This window comes from Streptomyces sp. NBC_01808, assembly GCF_035917395.1.
In the GTDB taxonomy this organism is placed as follows: Bacteria; Actinomycetota; Actinomycetes; order Streptomycetales; family Streptomycetaceae; genus Streptomyces.
Genome location: NZ_CP109072.1, coordinates 6,247,286 through 6,262,562, shown reverse-complemented (window position 1 = coordinate 6,262,562; position 15,277 = coordinate 6,247,286). Strand labels below are relative to the sequence as shown.

Genomic DNA, 15,277 nt, shown 5'->3' with positions numbered 1-15,277 from the left:
CCGGACCGGACCACAGAGCGCCCGCCCGCGCACCGCGGGCCGGGCGCTCTCGTCGTCTGCGGCCCCTCCCCCGCGCCTTCGCCGGGCTGCCCCCGTGTCGTAAGGCTGTGCGATGCTCTCAACTGTGACGATCTCGTGCGTGAGCCCCGTGCTCGTCGGCCGGGCCGACGAGCTGCGCTCCCTCGGCGAAGCCCTGGAGCGGGCCGGTGCCGGCGCGCCGCAGGCCCTGCTGGTAGGCGGCGAGGCCGGGGTGGGCAAAACCCGGCTGGTGGAGGAGTTCGCCGGCCGCGCCGAGCGGGCCGGCGCCGTGGTGGCCGTCGGCGGCTGTCTGGAGCTGGGCGCCGAGGGGCTGCCGTTCGCGCCGTTCGCCACCGCGCTGCGCGCGCTGCACCGCGCGTTCGGCGACGAGCTGGCGCGGGCCGCCGGCGGCGGCGAGGCCGAGCTGGCCCGGCTGCTGCCCGAGCTGGCGGGCGCCGGCGGTGCGGAGGAGCCCGGGGACCGGCACGACGTCGAGGCCAAGGCCCGGCTCTTCGAGCACGCCGCCCGGCTGCTGGAGAAGCTGGCCGCCGAGCGGACGGTGGTGCTGGTGCTGGAGGACCTGCACTGGTCGGACCGCTCCACCCGCGAACTGCTCGGCTATCTCATCCGGTCCCTCCAGGGCGCCCGCGTCATGCTGCTGGGCACGTACCGCTCGGACGACATCCACCGCCGCCACCCGCTGCGTCCCTTCCTCGCCGAGCTGGAGCGGCTGCGCACGGTCCAGCGGCTGGACCTGGCGCGCTTCTCCCGGCAGGAGGTGATCGGCCAGCTCACCGCGATCCGCGGCGCCGGGCCGCTGCCCCACCTGGTGGACACGATCTTCCAGCGCTCGGACGGCAACCCCTTCTTCGTCGAGGAGCTGACCGCCCTGCTGGACTGCGGCGGCTCGCCGGACGCGCTGTCGGAGTCGCTGCGCGACCTGCTCCTCGTCCGGGTCGAGGCGCTGCCGGAGGCGACGCAGCGGGTGCTGCGGACCGCCGCGGAGGCCGGCTCGACCGTGGAGTTCGGGCTGCTGCTCGCGGTGTCGGGGCAGGGCGAGGAGGAGCTGATCGAGGCGCTGCGGCCCGCGGTCGACGTCGGCATCCTGATGCCCGCGGCGGGCGGCCCCGGCGCCGACAGCTACCGCTTCCGGCACGCGCTGCTGCGCGAGGCCACCGGGGACGACCTGCTGCCCGGCGAGCGCTCCCGGCTGCACCGGCGCTACGCGGAGGCGCTGGCGGCCGACCCCTCACTGGTCCGCGCGGAGGAGCACGCCGCCCGGCTGGCCAGCCACTGGTACGCGGCCCGCGACCCGGCCCGGGCGCTGCCCGCCGCGCTCAAGGCGGCCGACGAGGCGGGCATGCGGCACGCGTTCGCCGAGCAGCTGGCCCTGCTGCGGCGGGCCGTCGAGCTGTGGGACGAGGTGCCGGAGGAGCAGTTGCGCGAGCTGCCCGCCGCGCGCTACGCCGAGTCGTATCCGCTGTGCCGCTGCGCCGACCAACCCCACCTGCACTTCGTCGACCTGCTCGCCGAGGCCGCCGTCGCCGCCCGTCTCGACGACTCGCACGAGCAGGCGCGCACGCTGACCCGCCGGGCGCTGGAGCTGCTCGACGAGGAGGCGGAGCCGGAGCGGGCGGCGTGGTTCTGGCTGGAGCGGCAGTGGCAGGTCGTGAACAGCGGCGGCGCCGACGGCTGGGCCGAGCTGGGCAAGGCGCAGGAGCTGGTGGCGGACCGGCCGCCGTCGCCGGTGAAGGCGGACGTGCTGGCGACGGCCGCGCTGTGGAAGATGCTGCACAGCCCCGATCCGGCGAGCATCCCGCTGGCGGAGAGCGCGGTGGAGCAGGCCCGGCTGGTCGGCGCCGCGGAGGTCGAGCTGCACGCGCGGATCACGCTGGCCACGCTGCGTACCCACGCCGCCGACGTCGCCCGCGGCATCGCCGAGCTGTACGAGCTGCGCGACGCCGCCGACCGCAGCGGGGCGCCGACCGTCATCGGCCGGGCGCACAACAACCTCGCGTCCGTGCTGGAGATGACCGGCAGGTCCCGCGAGGCCATCGAGGCGGCGCGCGGCGGTCTCGCGGCGGCCAGGAAGCAGGGCCTGCGCGACTCGATCGCCTTCATCGGGTGCAACATGGTCGACGCGATGATCTCCGTCGGCGAGTGGGACGCCGCCGAGGGGGACCTCGCCCGGCTGCGGTCGTACGGGGCCCAGGCCCGTACCCGCGCGTTCGCCTCCCTCGCCGCGGCCTGGCTGGCGCTGTACCGCGGGGACACCGACCGGGCCGGGGAGCTGCTCGCCGAGGCGCGCGAGGAGGCGGGCGCGAGCCAGGCGGAGCCGCAGGGCGCCTTTCGCATGGTGCAGATCGGGGCGCGGATCCTGATGGAGCGCGGGCAGTACGAAGAGGCGCGGGTGATGCTCGCCGAAGGGCTGGTGAAGCTGCCGGAGCTGGGGCACGAGTCGTATCTGTGGCAGCTCCTGGTCTCCGCGGCGGCGGCCGAGGGCGACGCGCGCGGGCTGCCGGGCACGGCGGCGGGCCGCGACGAGCTGCTGGACCGGCTGGAGCGCGCGGCGGGGCAGTTGGACACGCCGACGCCGATCTGGGTGGCGTGGCAGCGGTACTTCGTCGCGGAGCTGGCCCGCGCGCGGGGCCGCTCCGAGGTGGCCCTGTGGGAGGCGGCGGCGTCGGCGCTGGAGCCGCTGGAGCGGCCGCACGAGCTGGGCTGGGTGCGGTACCGGTGGGCGGAGGCGCTGCTCGCGGGCGGCGCGCCCGGGTCCGTACGGGAGCGGGCGGCGCGGCTGCTCGGGCAGGCGCACGCGGCGGCGGAGGCGCTGGGCGCGGCGCCGCTGCGCGACGGAGTCGAGCAGTTGGCGGCGCGCGCGCGGATCCCGCTCGCGGCTCCCGGCGATGCGGCGGCGCCGGGGCCGGAGGATCCGGCGGAGGCGCTGGGGCTGACGGCCCGCGAGACGGACGTACTGCGGCTGGTCACGGCGGGGCGGAGCAACAGGCAGATCGCCGAGGAGCTGTTCATCTCGCCGAAGACGGCGAGCGTGCACGTGTCCAACCTGATGGCGAAGCTCGGGGTGTCCAACCGCGGGGAGGCCGCGGCGGTGGCGCACCGGATGCGCCTCTTCGAGAGCGCCTGACACCCCCTCGGCTCCGCCGGGGTGGCGGGCGCCGGTCTGTCTCCGGGGTCAAGGGCCTGGCGGGCTCGGCGGGCATGGTCGCGGGCGCCGTCCTGCACCGCCCCGAGTCCCCCGGCACCGTACGAGTCCGGCAACTGCGCTCCGCGACGCGTGACCCCGACCCGCGACGGCTAGTCCTCGAAGAGGCGCAGCCGGTGCGCCATCGCCGCCGCCTCGCCCCGGTTCGACACACCCAGCTTCGCCATCAGGTTCGACACGTGCACACTCGCCGTCTTCGGCGCGATGAACAGCTCTTCCGCTATCTCGCGGTTGCTCCGCCCCGCCGCCACCCGCCGCAGTACGTCCGTCTCTCGGGCCGTCAGGCCCAGCGACTCCACCGGGTCCGCCGGCGGGCGGGACGCCCGGCCGAGGGGGACGCGGGCGCGGCCCGCGAGTTGTTCCACGGACTCGCGGAGCGGGGCCGCGCCGAGGCGGACCGCCGTCGCGTGCGCCTCGGCCAGCAGGGGGGCCGCGATGTCGCGGGCCGTCGCGCCGCCGCCCGCGGCGCCCGCAAGCAGCGCCTCCGCCCGGCGGTACGCGATGTGCGCCAGCGTGTGCGGGTGGCCCAGCGGCTCGTACGCCGCGGCGGCCGCCGCCCACACGGCGGGGTCGCCGAGCCCGCGGGCGCGGGCCAGTTCTGCGGCGAAGAGGCGGGACGACGGTGTCCAGGGCGGCCCCTCGGCAGGCAGGTCCGCCGCCGCGTCCGCCAGCCGCGCCACGACCTCCGCGCGCCGCGCCTCCGGCACCCCCGGCACCCCGGCGACGTCCCCCGCCAGCCGGGCACCGGCGACCAGGAGCTGCCAGACGTACGCCTCCTGGCCGGACAGCGGCAGCAGCGCCAGGTGCCGCTCCAGCAGGTCGAGCGCCTCCGGCGCCTGGCCCAGCGTCCACAGGGCACTCATCTCCACCGCGGCGAACGGCAGTTCGTACTGCGGCTCGCCGTCGTTGCGCCCCCGGTACCGGCGGGCCGCGGCGATCAGCTCCGGCACCAGCTCGAACTCCCCGCGCAGCAGTGCGAGCTGGGCCCGCCGCAGCGCCACCGACGCGCCGGTGCGGGAGCCGGCCGCGTGCCGCTTCCACTCCTGGCGCATCTGCTCGGCACGATCCCACTCGCCCAGCGAAGTCAGCGACTCCACCACGTTGAGCGCGGCGAAGGCCGCGGCGTCGTACAGCCCTCGGCCGTACATGTCCTTCATGCCGGCGAGGCCCGCCTCGACCGCCTCCGCGGACCGGCCGGCCTTCTCCAGCGCGTCGCAGAGGTTGATACACGCGCGGCCCATCTGGCGATGGGCGCCGCGCTGCGCGGCCAGCTCCCGTATCTCGTACAGCTCGGCGATCCAGGCGTCGGAGTCCCCCTCGGCCGAGCGCAGCGTGCACAGCGTGATCCGCGCGCCCAGCTCGACGTCCCCGGCGCCCGCCTGCCGGGCCAGCTCGACGGCGCGCTCGGCGAGCGCCATGCTGTCCAGGTCGGAGGCGTGCAGCAGCTCCCACATCGCCACCTGCGCGAGCACGTCGGCGTGGGTGGCCGAGGCCGGCAGGTCGTGCACCAGCTCGTGCGCCCGGGTCAGCTCCACGCGGCCGTCGCCGCGCCCGGCGAGCGCGATGAGCTTGGAGCGCTCCAGCCAGAACCAGGCGGCGCGCAGCGGATCCTGCGTCTCGTCGACGACCTTCAGCGCCTTCTTCACGAACTTCAGCGCCGGCTCCCACTGGTGGTCAAGCCGGGCGGCGAACGCGGCGTGCGCCAGCAGGTCGACCAGGTGCAGCTCGATCTCCTCCGGCCGGTCCCCGCAGCCGCACGGCGGATACGACTCGAGACCGCCCTGCGAAGGCAGCCCGCGGCGCTCCTCCGGCGACACCTCGTCCCACAGCTCCAACGCCCGCTCCAGCAGCTTGAGCTGCTCGGCGTAGGCGTGCCGGGCGCGGGTCTCCAGGGCGGCGTGGAGCACGGCGGGCAGGGCCTTGGCGGCGTCGCGCGCGTAGTACCAGTAGCTCGCCAGGCGGGTCGCCCGCTCCTCCGCCGCGACCAGCCCGGGGTCGGCCTCCAGGGCCTCCGCGTACCGCCTGCTGAGGCGGGTGCGCTCGCCGGGCAGCAGGTCGTCGAGCACGGCCTCGCGCAGCAGCGCGTGCCGGAAGCGGTACGCCTCGCCCTCCTCGTCGGGCACCAGCACGTTCGCCCCGACGGCGGCGCGCAGGCCCTCGATCAGCTCGTCCTCGGCGAGGCCGGAGACGACGGCGAGCAGGGCGTGCGGGACGCGCGTGTTCCGCGCGGCGAGGCGCACGACGCGCTGGGCGCCCTCGGGCAGCGCCTCGACCCGGACCAGCAGCAGATCCCGGAGGGAGTCGCTGAGGCGGCCCGCGTCGTCGCTGAGGGCCAGCTCCTCGACGAAGAAGGGGATGCCCTCGCTGCGCGCGTACACCTCGGCGGTCAGCTCGCGCTCGGGCTCGGCGACGCCGCGGATGCCGGCGAGCTGGCTGCGCACCTCGTCCTCGCTCAGCCGGGCCAGCTCCAGCCGCTGCACGGAGCGCAGCCGGTCCAGCTCGGCGAGGAAGGGGCGCAGCGGATGGCGCCTGTGGACGTCGTCCGAGCGGTACGTCATGAGGACCACGAGACGGGCGCCCTGGACCGAGCGGACGAGATAGCCGAGCAGCTCGCGGGTGGAGCGGTCCGCCCAGTGCAGGTCCTCCAGGGCCAGCACCACGGTGCGCCCCGCGGCCAGCCGCTCCAGCAGGCCGACGGTCAGCTCGAAGAGCCGGGCCCGGCTGTCCTGGCCGTGCGGCTCCTCGGTGACCGGGCCTAGGTCGGGCAGCAGCCGGGCGAGCACCGGCTCCTGGCCCGCGGCCAGCTCCGTCAGCTCGGCGCCGACCTTGCGGTGCAGCATGCGCAGCGCCGTGGCGAACGGGGCGAACGGCAGGCCGTCCGCGCCCAGCTCCAGACAGCCGCCGACCGCGGTGACCGCGCCGGCGTCCTGCGCCGCCTCCAGGAACTCGTCCAGCAGCCGGCTCTTGCCCACGCCTGCCTCGCCCCCCACGAGCAGCACCTGCGGCTCGCCGAGCGCGGCGCGGGCGAGCGCGGCGTCAAGGGTCTTCAACTCGTCATGACGGCCTGCGAACACCGGGCTGATCGATCGGCTCTGCACACTGTCGAGCATCGCACGCTGCACTGACAGCGTGGAATCGGTTTTCTCACTGGCCGGGCACGGTGGGCAGGTCCGCGAAGACGTCGAAGCGCATGACGGCCGCGATCACCAGCCCGAGCGCGCCCAGCACCACCCCCGCGACGGCCACGGCCCGTACCCACACCACGGGCCGCAGGCCGCTGTCGCCGAACGCCGGGCGGACGAGCACCGCCGCCGACACGATCAGGGCGACGACCGCGGTGAGGCCGTTGAAGAGGGCGATGGTGTGCCAGGGGGTGCCGTACGCGGCGGAGATCTGCTCGGCGGCGGTGCCGTTGGCGGATTCGAGCTGGCCGGTCAGCTCCCGGCGGGCGGAGACGAGGTCGGCCAGCCAGGTGCCGGTCAGCGAAGCGAGGCCCAGGGCGGCGCCCACGATGGCCGCGGCGCCGGCGGCCACGCCGGTGGAGGCGCGGGCGGCGGGGGGCAGCTCGCCGGGCTCGCCGTCGTCGAGGTCGGGATCGGGTCCTTCGTACTCGCCGGGCGCGGCACCGTCGGCGTCCTTCCCGGCCTCGGCGGCCTCGGCGGCCTCCGCGGCGTCCTCGTACGCGGCCTCGTCGGCTGCCTCGTCGGTCTTCGATAGTGCAGTCATGCCGGGCACCGTAGGTGGCCCGTCTGAGAGGAGTATTAACGAACGGCCGTCTCCTGCGGCAGCCGGATGTGCTCGGCCGCCGCCGGCTCCCCCGGCCCCTCGACGCCGATGTACGGCAGCCGCTTCTCCAGCCAGCCTGGCAGCCACCAGTTGGCCCTGCCCAGCAGGTGCATCAGCGCCGGCACCAGCAGCGTGCGCAGCACGAAGGCGTCCAGCGCCACCGCCGCGGCCAGCGCCACCCCGAACATCGCGATGATCCGGTCCCCGCCCAGCGCGAACGCCGAGAAGACCGCGATCATGATGAGCGCCGCGCAGTTGATGACCCGGCCGGTCTCGGCGAGCCCGACCCGCACCGCCCGCCGGTTGTCGCGGGTCGCCCGCCACTCCTCGTACATCCTGCTGACCAGGAAGACCTGGTAGTCCATCGAGAGCCCGAAGAGCACCGAGATCATGATCACCGGCAGGAACGGCTCGATCGGCCCCGTGGCGCCAAGACCCAGCAGCCCGGCCCCCCAGCCCCACTGGAAGACCGCCACCACCACCCCGAAGGACGCCGTCACGGCCAGCACGTTCATCAGCGCGGCCTTCAGCGGTACGCCCACGCTGCGGAACGCCACCAGCAGCAGCAGGCAGCCCAGCGCGATCACGATGCCGCCGAAGAGCGGCAGCTTGCCGACGATCACCTCGGCGAAGTCGTCCTGTCCCGCCGTGATGCCGCCCACGTGCACCTGCATCGACGTGCCGTCCGCGGCCTCCGGCAGCACGTCCGAGCGCAGCCGGTCCACCAGGTCCGACGTCGCCTCGTCCTGCGGCGCGGTCTCCGGGGTGACGGTGATCATCCCGGTGCCGCCGCCCTTGCCGTGCACCGCGGCGGTGGCGTCGGCGACGCCCGGGGTGCCGCGCAGCGTCTCGGGCAGCGCGTCGAAGGCCACCCGGTCGCCGGCGCCGTCGAGGTGGGCGACGAGCGTGAGCGGGCCGTTGCTGCCGGGGCCGAAGCCCCCGGCCATCATGTCGTACGCCTGCCTGGTGGTGGCGCTCGCCGGATGGTTGCCCTGGTCGGAGCTGCCCAGGTGGAGCGCCGCGACGGGCAGCGCGAGGACGCCCATCAGCACCAGCGCGAGCGCGCCCAGCAGCCGCGGCCGGCGCTGCACCAGGCCGGCCCAGCGGGCGGCGAGCCCGCGCGGCACCTCGGGCCGCGGGCCGTGCTCGACGAGCGCGCGCCGCTCGCGGCGGCTGAGGGCCTTCATGCCGATGACGCCGAGCAGCGCCGGCAGCAGCGTGATCGAGGCGGCGACGGTGAGCACCACGGTCAGCGAGGCGGCGACGGCGACGCCGGTGAGGAAGTTCAGCCGCAGCACGAGCATGCCGAGCAGCGCTATGCACACGGTGACGCCGGCGAAGACCACGGCCCGCCCGGCCGTGGCCACGGCGCGCTGAGCGGCCTCGCCGACGGGCAGCCCCTCGCGCAGCCCGCGGCGGTGTCTGGTGACGATGAACAGGGCGTAGTCGATGCCGACGCCGAGGCCGACGAGCATGCCGAGCATGGGGGCGAAGTCGGCGACGGCCATGGCGTGGCCGAGGAGCGTGACACACCAGTACGCCGTGCCGACGCCGACGAGCGCGGTCGCGATCGGCAGCGCCATCGCGGCGAGCGAGCCGAACGCGACGAAGAGCACGACCGCCGCGACGACCACCCCGACGGCCTCGCCGTAGTGCACGGACGGCGCCTGGAGCAGCCCGGCCCCGGGGCCGCCCACGGCGACCTCCAGACCGTCGCCCGCCGCCGTCTCCGCGGCCCCGACGACCTTGCGGACGTCTCCGGTCGCCAGATCGTCCACGGCGCCGTCGTAGCTGACGGTGGCGTACGCCGTGCGCCCGTCGGCGCTGACCGCCCCGCCGTCGCCGGCGCCGTTCCCGGTGGGGGCGCCGGCGTCGCCGCCGGGATCGCCGGCGGCGTACGAGCCGTAGGGGCCGCTCACCTCCGAGACCCCCGGCAGCCCGGCGATCTCCGTCAGCGCCGCGTCCACCCGCTCCTTGGTCTGCGCGTCGCTCACCCCGCCGTCGTCGTGCCAGACGACGGTGTCCGCGACGCCGTCCATGCCGGGGAACGCCTCGGCCATGAGCACCTGCGCCCGCCCGGACTCGGTGCCCGGGACGTCGTAGTCGTTCGAGTACGCCGGCCCCAGGAGGGCCGCCGCGACGGCGGTCCCGGCGAAGGCGGCGAGCCAGAGCAGGACCACGACCAGGCGGCGGCGTAGACACCACCGGGCGAGACCGGACACGGGCGGCTCCCTGGGATATTCATGATCTTTCAGGGAGGTCGGCCCTCAAAGACTCCTGCACCTGCGCAGCCACTGTTACAGGTGCGGGAGATCGTTTGTCCGGTGAGTGGCTTTTTTCACACGATCAGTCCGCTACGCCCAGCTTCTCCATGATCAGCTCCCGGGCGCGGGCGGCATCCGCCTGGCCGCGGGTGGCCTTCATGACCGCGCCGACCAGCGCCCCGGCCGCCTGCACCTTGCCGCCGCGGATCTTGTCCGCGATGGCCGGGTTGCCGGCGATGGCCTCGTCGACCGCGGCGCCGAGCGCGCCCTCGTCCTTGACGATGGCCAGACCGCGCTTGTCGACGACCTCGTCCGGGGTGCCCTCGCCGTCCAGGACGCCGGTGATGACCTGGCGGGCCAGCTTGTCGTTCAGCTTGCCCTCCGCGACCAGCGCCGCCACCCGCGCGACCTGCTCCGGCGTGATCGCCAGCGCGGCCAGCTCGACGCCGTCCTCGTTGGCCCGCCGGGCCAGCTCGCCCATCCACCACTTGCGCGCCGCGGTGGCGTCCGCGCCCGCGTCGATGGTGGCGACGATCGGGCCGATGGCCCCGGCGTTGAGGATGGACTGCATGTCGTGCGCGGAGACGCCCCACTCCTCGCGCAGCCGGTTGCGGCGCAGCCGCGGCAGCTCCGGCAGCCCGGCGCGCAACTCCTCCACCCAGGCACGGGCGGGCGCGACGGGCACGAGGTCGGGCTCGGGGAAGTAGCGGTAGTCCTCCGCCTCCTCCTTGGTACGGCCCGAGGTGGTGGTGCCGGTGTCCTCGTGGAAGTGGCGGGTCTCCTGGACGATCTTGCCGCCCCCGTCGAGGACTCCGGCGTGCCGGACGACCTCGGAGCGCACCGCGCGCTCGACGCTGCGCAGCGAGTTGACGTTCTTCGTCTCGCTGCGGGTGCCGAAGACGGTGGCGCCGGCGGGCATCAGCGACAGGTTCACGTCGCAGCGCATCTGGCCCTGCTCCATGCGGGCCTCGGAGACGCCGAGTGCCTTGATCAGCTCCCGCAGCTCGGCCACGTACGCCTTCGCCACCTCGGGCGCCTTGGCGCCGGCGCCGGTGATCGGCTTGGTGACGATCTCGATCAGCGGGATGCCGGCCCTGTTGTAGTCCAGCAGCGAGTGCGAGGCGCCGTGGATCCGCCCGGTGGCCCCGCCCACGTGGGTGGACTTGCCGGTGTCCTCTTCCATGTGGGCGCGCTCGATCTCGACCCGGAAGACCTCGCCGTCGACCTCGACGTCGAGGTAGCCGTCGTACGCGATGGGCTCGTCGTACTGCGAGGTCTGGAAGTTCTTCGGCATGTCCGGATAGAAGTAGTTCTTCCGGGCGAAGCGGCACCACTCGGCGATCTCGCAGTTGAGCGCCAGGCCGATCTTGACCGCGGACTCCACGCCCGTCTCGTTGACCACCGGCAGCGCGCCGGGCAGGCCGAGGCAGACGGGGCAGGTCTGGGTGTTGGGCCCGGCGCCCAGGGCGGTGGCGCAGCCGCAGAACATCTTGGTCGCGGTGCCGAGCTCGACGTGGACCTCCAGGCCCAGCACCGGCTCGTACGTCGCGAGGGCGTCCTCGTACGTGACAGTCACAGCTCTCTTCCAGCCTCTCGACCCCGGCGCGGCCCGCTCAGCCGGCGAGGATGTCGTCGTCGTTCATCCGGCGCAGCTCCCGCACCAGCAGGGCGACGCCGGTGGCGATGGCGGCGGCGGACACCGCGGCGTCGAGCTGACGCAGCCGGTCCTCCTCGAAGCGCGCCTGCTTCATCTGCTTGGCGACGCCGATCACGCCGAAGAGCGTGGACGTGAGGGACATGTACACACCGGTCTTGGACTTCTTGAAGTCCTTGGCCTTGGCGAACTTGCTCATAGGGCGGGTGCCTCCTCCAGCAGGGGGTGGCCCCACCGGTCGGTGAACGCGGCCTCCACCGCGGCACCGACCTTGTAGAGCCTGTCGTCGGCCATGGCGGGGGCGATGATCTGCAGCCCCACCGGGAGCCCGTCCTCCGGCGCCAGGCCGCAGGGAAGCGACATGGCGGCGTTGCCTGCCAGGTTGGACGGGATGGTGCACAGGTCGGCGAGGTACATCGCCATCGGGTCGTCGACCCGCTCGCCGATCGGGAACGCGGTGGTCGGGGTGGTCGGCGAGACGAGCACGTCGACCTGCTCGTAGGCGCGCTCGAAGTCGCGGGTGATGAGGGTGCGGACCTTCTGCGCCGAGCCGTAGTAGGCGTCGTAGTAGCCGGAGCTGAGCGCGTAGGTGCCGAGCATGATGCGGCGCTTGACCTCGGGGCCGAAGCCCGCCGCCCGGGTCAGCGAGGTGACCTCCTCGGCGGAGTGCGTGCCGTCGTCGCCTGCGCGCAGGCCGTAGCGCAGGCCGTCGTAGCGGGCGAGGTTCGAGGAGACCTCGGCGGGCGCGATCAGGTAGTACGCGGCGAGCGCCTTGTCGAACGTCGGGCAGGACACCTCCACCACCTCGGCGCCCAGCTCGCGCAGCAGCTCGACGGCCTCGTCGAAGCGCTGCATGACCCCCGGCTGGTAGCCCTCGCCGCGGAGCTCCTTGACCACGCCGACGCGCATCCCGGCCACCGAGCCGTGGCGCGCGGCCTCGACCACGGGCGGGACGGGGGCGTCGACGGAGGTGGAGTCCATCGGGTCGTGGCCGGCCAGCACCTCGTGCAGCAGCGCCGCGTCCAGCACCGTACGGGCGCACGGGCCGCCCTGGTCGAGGCTGGAGGAGAACGCGATCATCCCGTACCGCGAGACGCCGCCGTAGGTCGGCTTGACGCCGACGGTGCCGGTGACGGACGCGGGCTGGCGGATGGAGCCGCCGGTGTCGGTGCCGATGGCCAGCGCCGCCATGTACGCGGTGATGGCGGCCGACGAGCCGCCGCCGGAGCCGCCGGGGATCCGGGTGAGGTCCCAGGGGTTGCCGGTGTGGCCGTAGGCGCTGTTCTCGGTGGAGGAGCCCATCGCGAACTCGTCCATGTTGGTCTTGCCGAGGATGACGACGCCGGCTTCCTTCAGCCGCCGGGTCACGGTCGCGTCGTACGGCGGGACCCAGCCCTGGAGCATCTTCGACCCCGCGGTGGTGGGCACCCCCTCGGTGGTGAAGATGTCCTTGAGCGCCAGCGGCACGCCGGCCAGCGGGCCGAGCTTCTCGCCGCGCTCGCGCCCGGCGTCCACCGCGCGCGCCTGGGCGAGCGCGCCCTCGCGGTCGACGTGCAGGAAGGCGTGCACCTTTTCGTCCACCGCGTCGATGCGGGCGAGATGGGCCTCCGCCACCTCGACGGCGCTGACATCGCCCGCGGCGATCTGCGCGGCGGTCTCGGCCGCCGTCTGCCTGATGATTCCCGAGCTGTCCGCCACGGTCACTCCTCCCCCAGGATCTGCGGCACCTTGAAACGCTGCTGCTCCTGCGCGGGCGCGCCGGAGAGCGCCTGCTGCGCGGTCAGGCTCGGCCGGACGGTGTCCGGGCGCATGACGTTCGTCAGGGGCAGCGGGTGGCTGGTCGGCGGTACGTCCTCGCCGGCCACATCGGCGACGCGGGCGACCGCGCCGATGATGGCGTCGAGCTGGCCGGCGAAGTGGTCCAGCTCCTCGCCGCTCAGCTCCAGGCGCGCCAGCCGGGCGAGGTGGGCGACCTCCTCGCGCGTGATGCCAGGCATGCGGGTCATCCTCACAGGGTGGTGTGACGGTTTCGGGGCAATCCTATGGGGCGCGGGGCGGTGCGCCCGACCGGGTTTCCCGGCGGGGCGGTTCCGGCCGCCCGCACGGCCGCCCGCACGGCCGCCCCCGGCCGTACGGGACGGTTGGTCCGGCCGGGTGCGCTACTGGGCCCGGCCGCCGGTCACTTCACCGGCTTCACCGGCTCCTCCGCCTCGCCCGGCTGCGGCACGGCCCCGGCCGCCGCCGGCTCGTCCGCGGCGCGCGCGGCGGACGCCGCGGCCGGCAGCGCCCTGGCCCCGGGTCCCGGACCGCGGGCGCGCAGCCAGGCGGTGGTCTCCTGCGGGGGCATGGCGGCGGCGACGAGCCAGCCCTGCACCGCGTCGCAGCCGAGGTCGCGCAGGTGCTCCCAGGTCTCGTCGTCCTCGACGCCCTCGGCGACGACGCGCAGGCCGAGGGAGTGCGCGAGGTCGACCGTGCAGCGCACGATCTCCAGGTCCTCCGGGTCGACGGCCAGCCGGGCGACGAACGAGCGGTCGATCTTCAACTCGCTGACCGGAAGACGGCGCAGATGGACCAGCGAGGAGTAGCCGGTGCCGAAGTCGTCGAGCGACATCTTCACGCCGTGCCCGGTGAGCCCGGCGAGGGTGTCGGCCGCGCGCTGCGGGTCCTCCAGCAGCACGTGCTCCGTGATCTCCAGTTGCAGCGCGCCGGGCGGCACGCCGTGGCGGGCGAGGCGGGCGGCGACGGCGCCGGCGAAGCCGGGCGTGTGCACGTCGCGCGGCGAGACGTTGACGGCGACGGGGACCTGGAGGCCGGCGGCGCGCCAGTCGGCGACCTGGGCGAGCGCGGTCTCCAGCACGTACTCCGTGAGCACCGGCATCAGGCCCGAGGTCTCGGCGATGGCGATGAACTCCTCCGGGTTCACGTGCCCGCGCTCCGGGTGCGCCCAGCGGACCAGGGCCTCCAGACCGACGACGCGGCCGTCGAAGCCGACCTTCGGCTGGTAGTGCAGCGCGACCTCGCGGGCCTGGAGCGCCCGGCGCAGGTCGCCCAGCAGGCCGAGCCGGTCGGGGGTGTTGCCGTCGCGGCGGGCCTCGTAGACCTCGACGCCGCTGCGGTCCCGCTTGGCCTGGTACATCGCCACGTCGGCGCGCTGGAGCAGGCCCTCGGTCTCGGTGGCGTGCTCGGGGTAGACGGCGACGCCGGCGCTGGCCTCCAGCACCAGGCTCATCCCGTCGAGGTCGAGCGGGGAGCCGAGGGCGGCGACCAGCGTACGGGCCACCCGCTGGGCGCTGGTGGCGGAGTCGGTCAGCGGGATGAGCACGGCGAACTCGTCGCCGCCGAGGCGGGCGGCCTCAGCGCCGCGGGGCAGCGCGAGCCGCAGCCGGCCGGCGAGCTGGAGCAGCAGCCGGTCGCCGGCGCGGTGGCCGAGGGTGTCGTTGACGGCGCGGAAGCGGTCGAGGTCGATGAGGATGAGGGCGGCGCGGCGGCCGGTGCTCTCGGCCTCGCCCAGGGCGTGCCAGGTGCGCTCCAGCAGCCACTGGCGGTTGGGCAGCCCGGTCAGCGGGTCGCGCAACTGCTCCTCGGCGCGGGCGCGGGCCATCCACAGGCTGGAGTCGAGCGCGATGAGCGGCACGGCGAACAGCGGGAGCAGCACGGGGGTGTTGACGGCCACGACGATGATGAGCGGCGCGATGCCGAGCAGCGCGGCGCCGCCCAGGCCCTGGCGGGTGAGGGCGGCGCGGGCGAGCAGGCCGGGGCCCTCGCGGTGGCCGGGGTCCGCGTACCAGGTGAGCACGCGGGTCACCAGGACGTACGCCAGGGCGGCGGCGATCAGCTCGGGCAGCGCGTACAGGTCCCAGGAGCCCGGCTCCCAGGGCTCCTCGACGGTCGGGTGCTCGCCGCAGGTCCACAGCACGAGGGCGGCCGTCGAGATGCCGAGGATCTCGACGGCCCCGTGCAGCGGCGCCTGGCGGCGGTGCGGCCGGCGGACGAGGGCGACGGCGAGGATGACCAGCAGGCTGACGGCGACGGCCGGGACCCAGCCGTAGAGCAGCAGCACGGCGAGGGTGAGCGCGGCGGCCGAGCCGTTGCCGCCGGACCAGCGGTCGCGGCCGGGTGCGACCAGATGGGCGATGAGGACGGCCGTCAGGACGGCCAGGCCCCAGCCCGCCGTGCCGCGCGGGAAGAGCGCGTGGCCCTGCCGCAGCCCGTACAGCACCCCGATGGCGAACACCAGGCCGCCCGCGGCCTGCGCCAGCCACGGCAGGGCGGGCAGCACCAACCGGCGCAGCACCGGCGCCGGTTCCGTGCTCTCCGTCGGTCGCATCCCGT

9 protein-coding genes are annotated in these 15,277 nt (G+C 75.0%); 1 reads left to right on the top strand and 8 read right to left on the bottom strand.

Features of this window, described 5'->3' with window-relative positions:
• Positions 1-148 precede the first annotated feature (148 nt).
• Complete coding sequence (locus OG946_RS27775; RefSeq protein WP_326800384.1) at positions 149-3,163, top strand: helix-turn-helix transcriptional regulator; 3,015 nt, start codon at positions 149-151, stop codon at positions 3,161-3,163.
• A gap of 170 nt (positions 3,164-3,333) precedes the next feature.
• Here the strand turns inward: OG946_RS27775 and OG946_RS27770 are convergent, their stop codons facing one another.
• The 8 genes from OG946_RS27770 to OG946_RS27735 form a co-directional block, all read right to left on the bottom strand.
• Entirely contained in the window at positions 3,334-6,351 is a 3,018-nt protein-coding gene (locus OG946_RS27770) for a helix-turn-helix transcriptional regulator (protein ID WP_326798720.1), read from the bottom strand.
• A gap of 34 nt (positions 6,352-6,385) precedes the next feature.
• Positions 6,386-6,967: a hypothetical protein gene (locus OG946_RS27765; protein ID WP_326798719.1), complete on the bottom strand. Its 582-nt coding sequence runs from the start codon at positions 6,965-6,967 to the stop codon at positions 6,386-6,388.
• Between the two features lie 35 nt (positions 6,968-7,002).
• On the bottom strand, positions 7,003-9,249 hold the full coding sequence (locus OG946_RS27760) for an MMPL family transporter (RefSeq protein ID WP_326798718.1): 2,247 nt from the start codon (positions 9,247-9,249) through the stop codon (positions 7,003-7,005).
• Between the two features lie 124 nt (positions 9,250-9,373).
• The gene (gene gatB / locus OG946_RS27755; RefSeq protein ID WP_326798717.1) at positions 9,374-10,867 is read right to left on the bottom strand and encodes an Asp-tRNA(Asn)/Glu-tRNA(Gln) amidotransferase subunit GatB; all 1,494 of its coding nucleotides are present in this window, start codon (positions 10,865-10,867) and stop codon (positions 9,374-9,376) included.
• 37 nt (positions 10,868-10,904) lie between these two features.
• Positions 10,905-11,144 (bottom strand): hypothetical protein, encoded by a 240-nt coding sequence (locus OG946_RS27750; RefSeq protein ID WP_326798716.1) that lies wholly within the window; start codon positions 11,142-11,144, stop codon positions 10,905-10,907.
• Positions 11,141-12,649 (bottom strand): Asp-tRNA(Asn)/Glu-tRNA(Gln) amidotransferase subunit GatA, encoded by a 1,509-nt coding sequence (gene gatA, locus OG946_RS27745; protein ID WP_442814499.1) that lies wholly within the window; start codon positions 12,647-12,649, stop codon positions 11,141-11,143. The genes OG946_RS27750 and gatA overlap by 4 nt, the downstream gene beginning before the upstream one ends.
• Positions 12,646-12,942: an Asp-tRNA(Asn)/Glu-tRNA(Gln) amidotransferase subunit GatC gene (gene gatC / locus OG946_RS27740; protein ID WP_027772047.1), complete on the bottom strand. Its 297-nt coding sequence runs from the start codon at positions 12,940-12,942 to the stop codon at positions 12,646-12,648. Before gatC ends, gatA begins: the two co-directional genes overlap by 4 nt.
• Positions 12,943-13,124: 182 nt before the next feature.
• Positions 13,125-15,272: a putative bifunctional diguanylate cyclase/phosphodiesterase gene (locus tag OG946_RS27735; RefSeq protein ID WP_326798714.1), complete on the bottom strand. Its 2,148-nt coding sequence runs from the start codon at positions 15,270-15,272 to the stop codon at positions 13,125-13,127.
• Positions 15,273-15,277: the final 5 nt, after the last annotated feature.

What these genes read in the sequence shown, in the direction of transcription:
- OG946_RS27770 (WP_326798720.1), bottom strand. Translation starts at nt 6,351, where the DNA reads ATGCTCGACAGTGTGCAGAGCCGATCGATCAGCCCGGTGTTCGCAGGC.
- OG946_RS27765 (WP_326798719.1), bottom strand. Translation starts at nt 6,967, where the DNA reads ATGACTGCACTATCGAAGACCGACGAGGCAGCCGACGAGGCCGCGTAC.
- OG946_RS27750 (WP_326798716.1), bottom strand. Translation starts at nt 11,144, where the DNA reads ATGAGCAAGTTCGCCAAGGCCAAGGACTTCAAGAAGTCCAAGACCGGT.
- gatC (WP_027772047.1), bottom strand. Translation starts at nt 12,942, where the DNA reads ATGCCTGGCATCACGCGCGAGGAGGTCGCCCACCTCGCCCGGCTGGCG.
- OG946_RS27735 (WP_326798714.1), bottom strand. Translation starts at nt 15,272, where the DNA reads ATGCGACCGACGGAGAGCACGGAACCGGCGCCGGTGCTGCGCCGGTTG.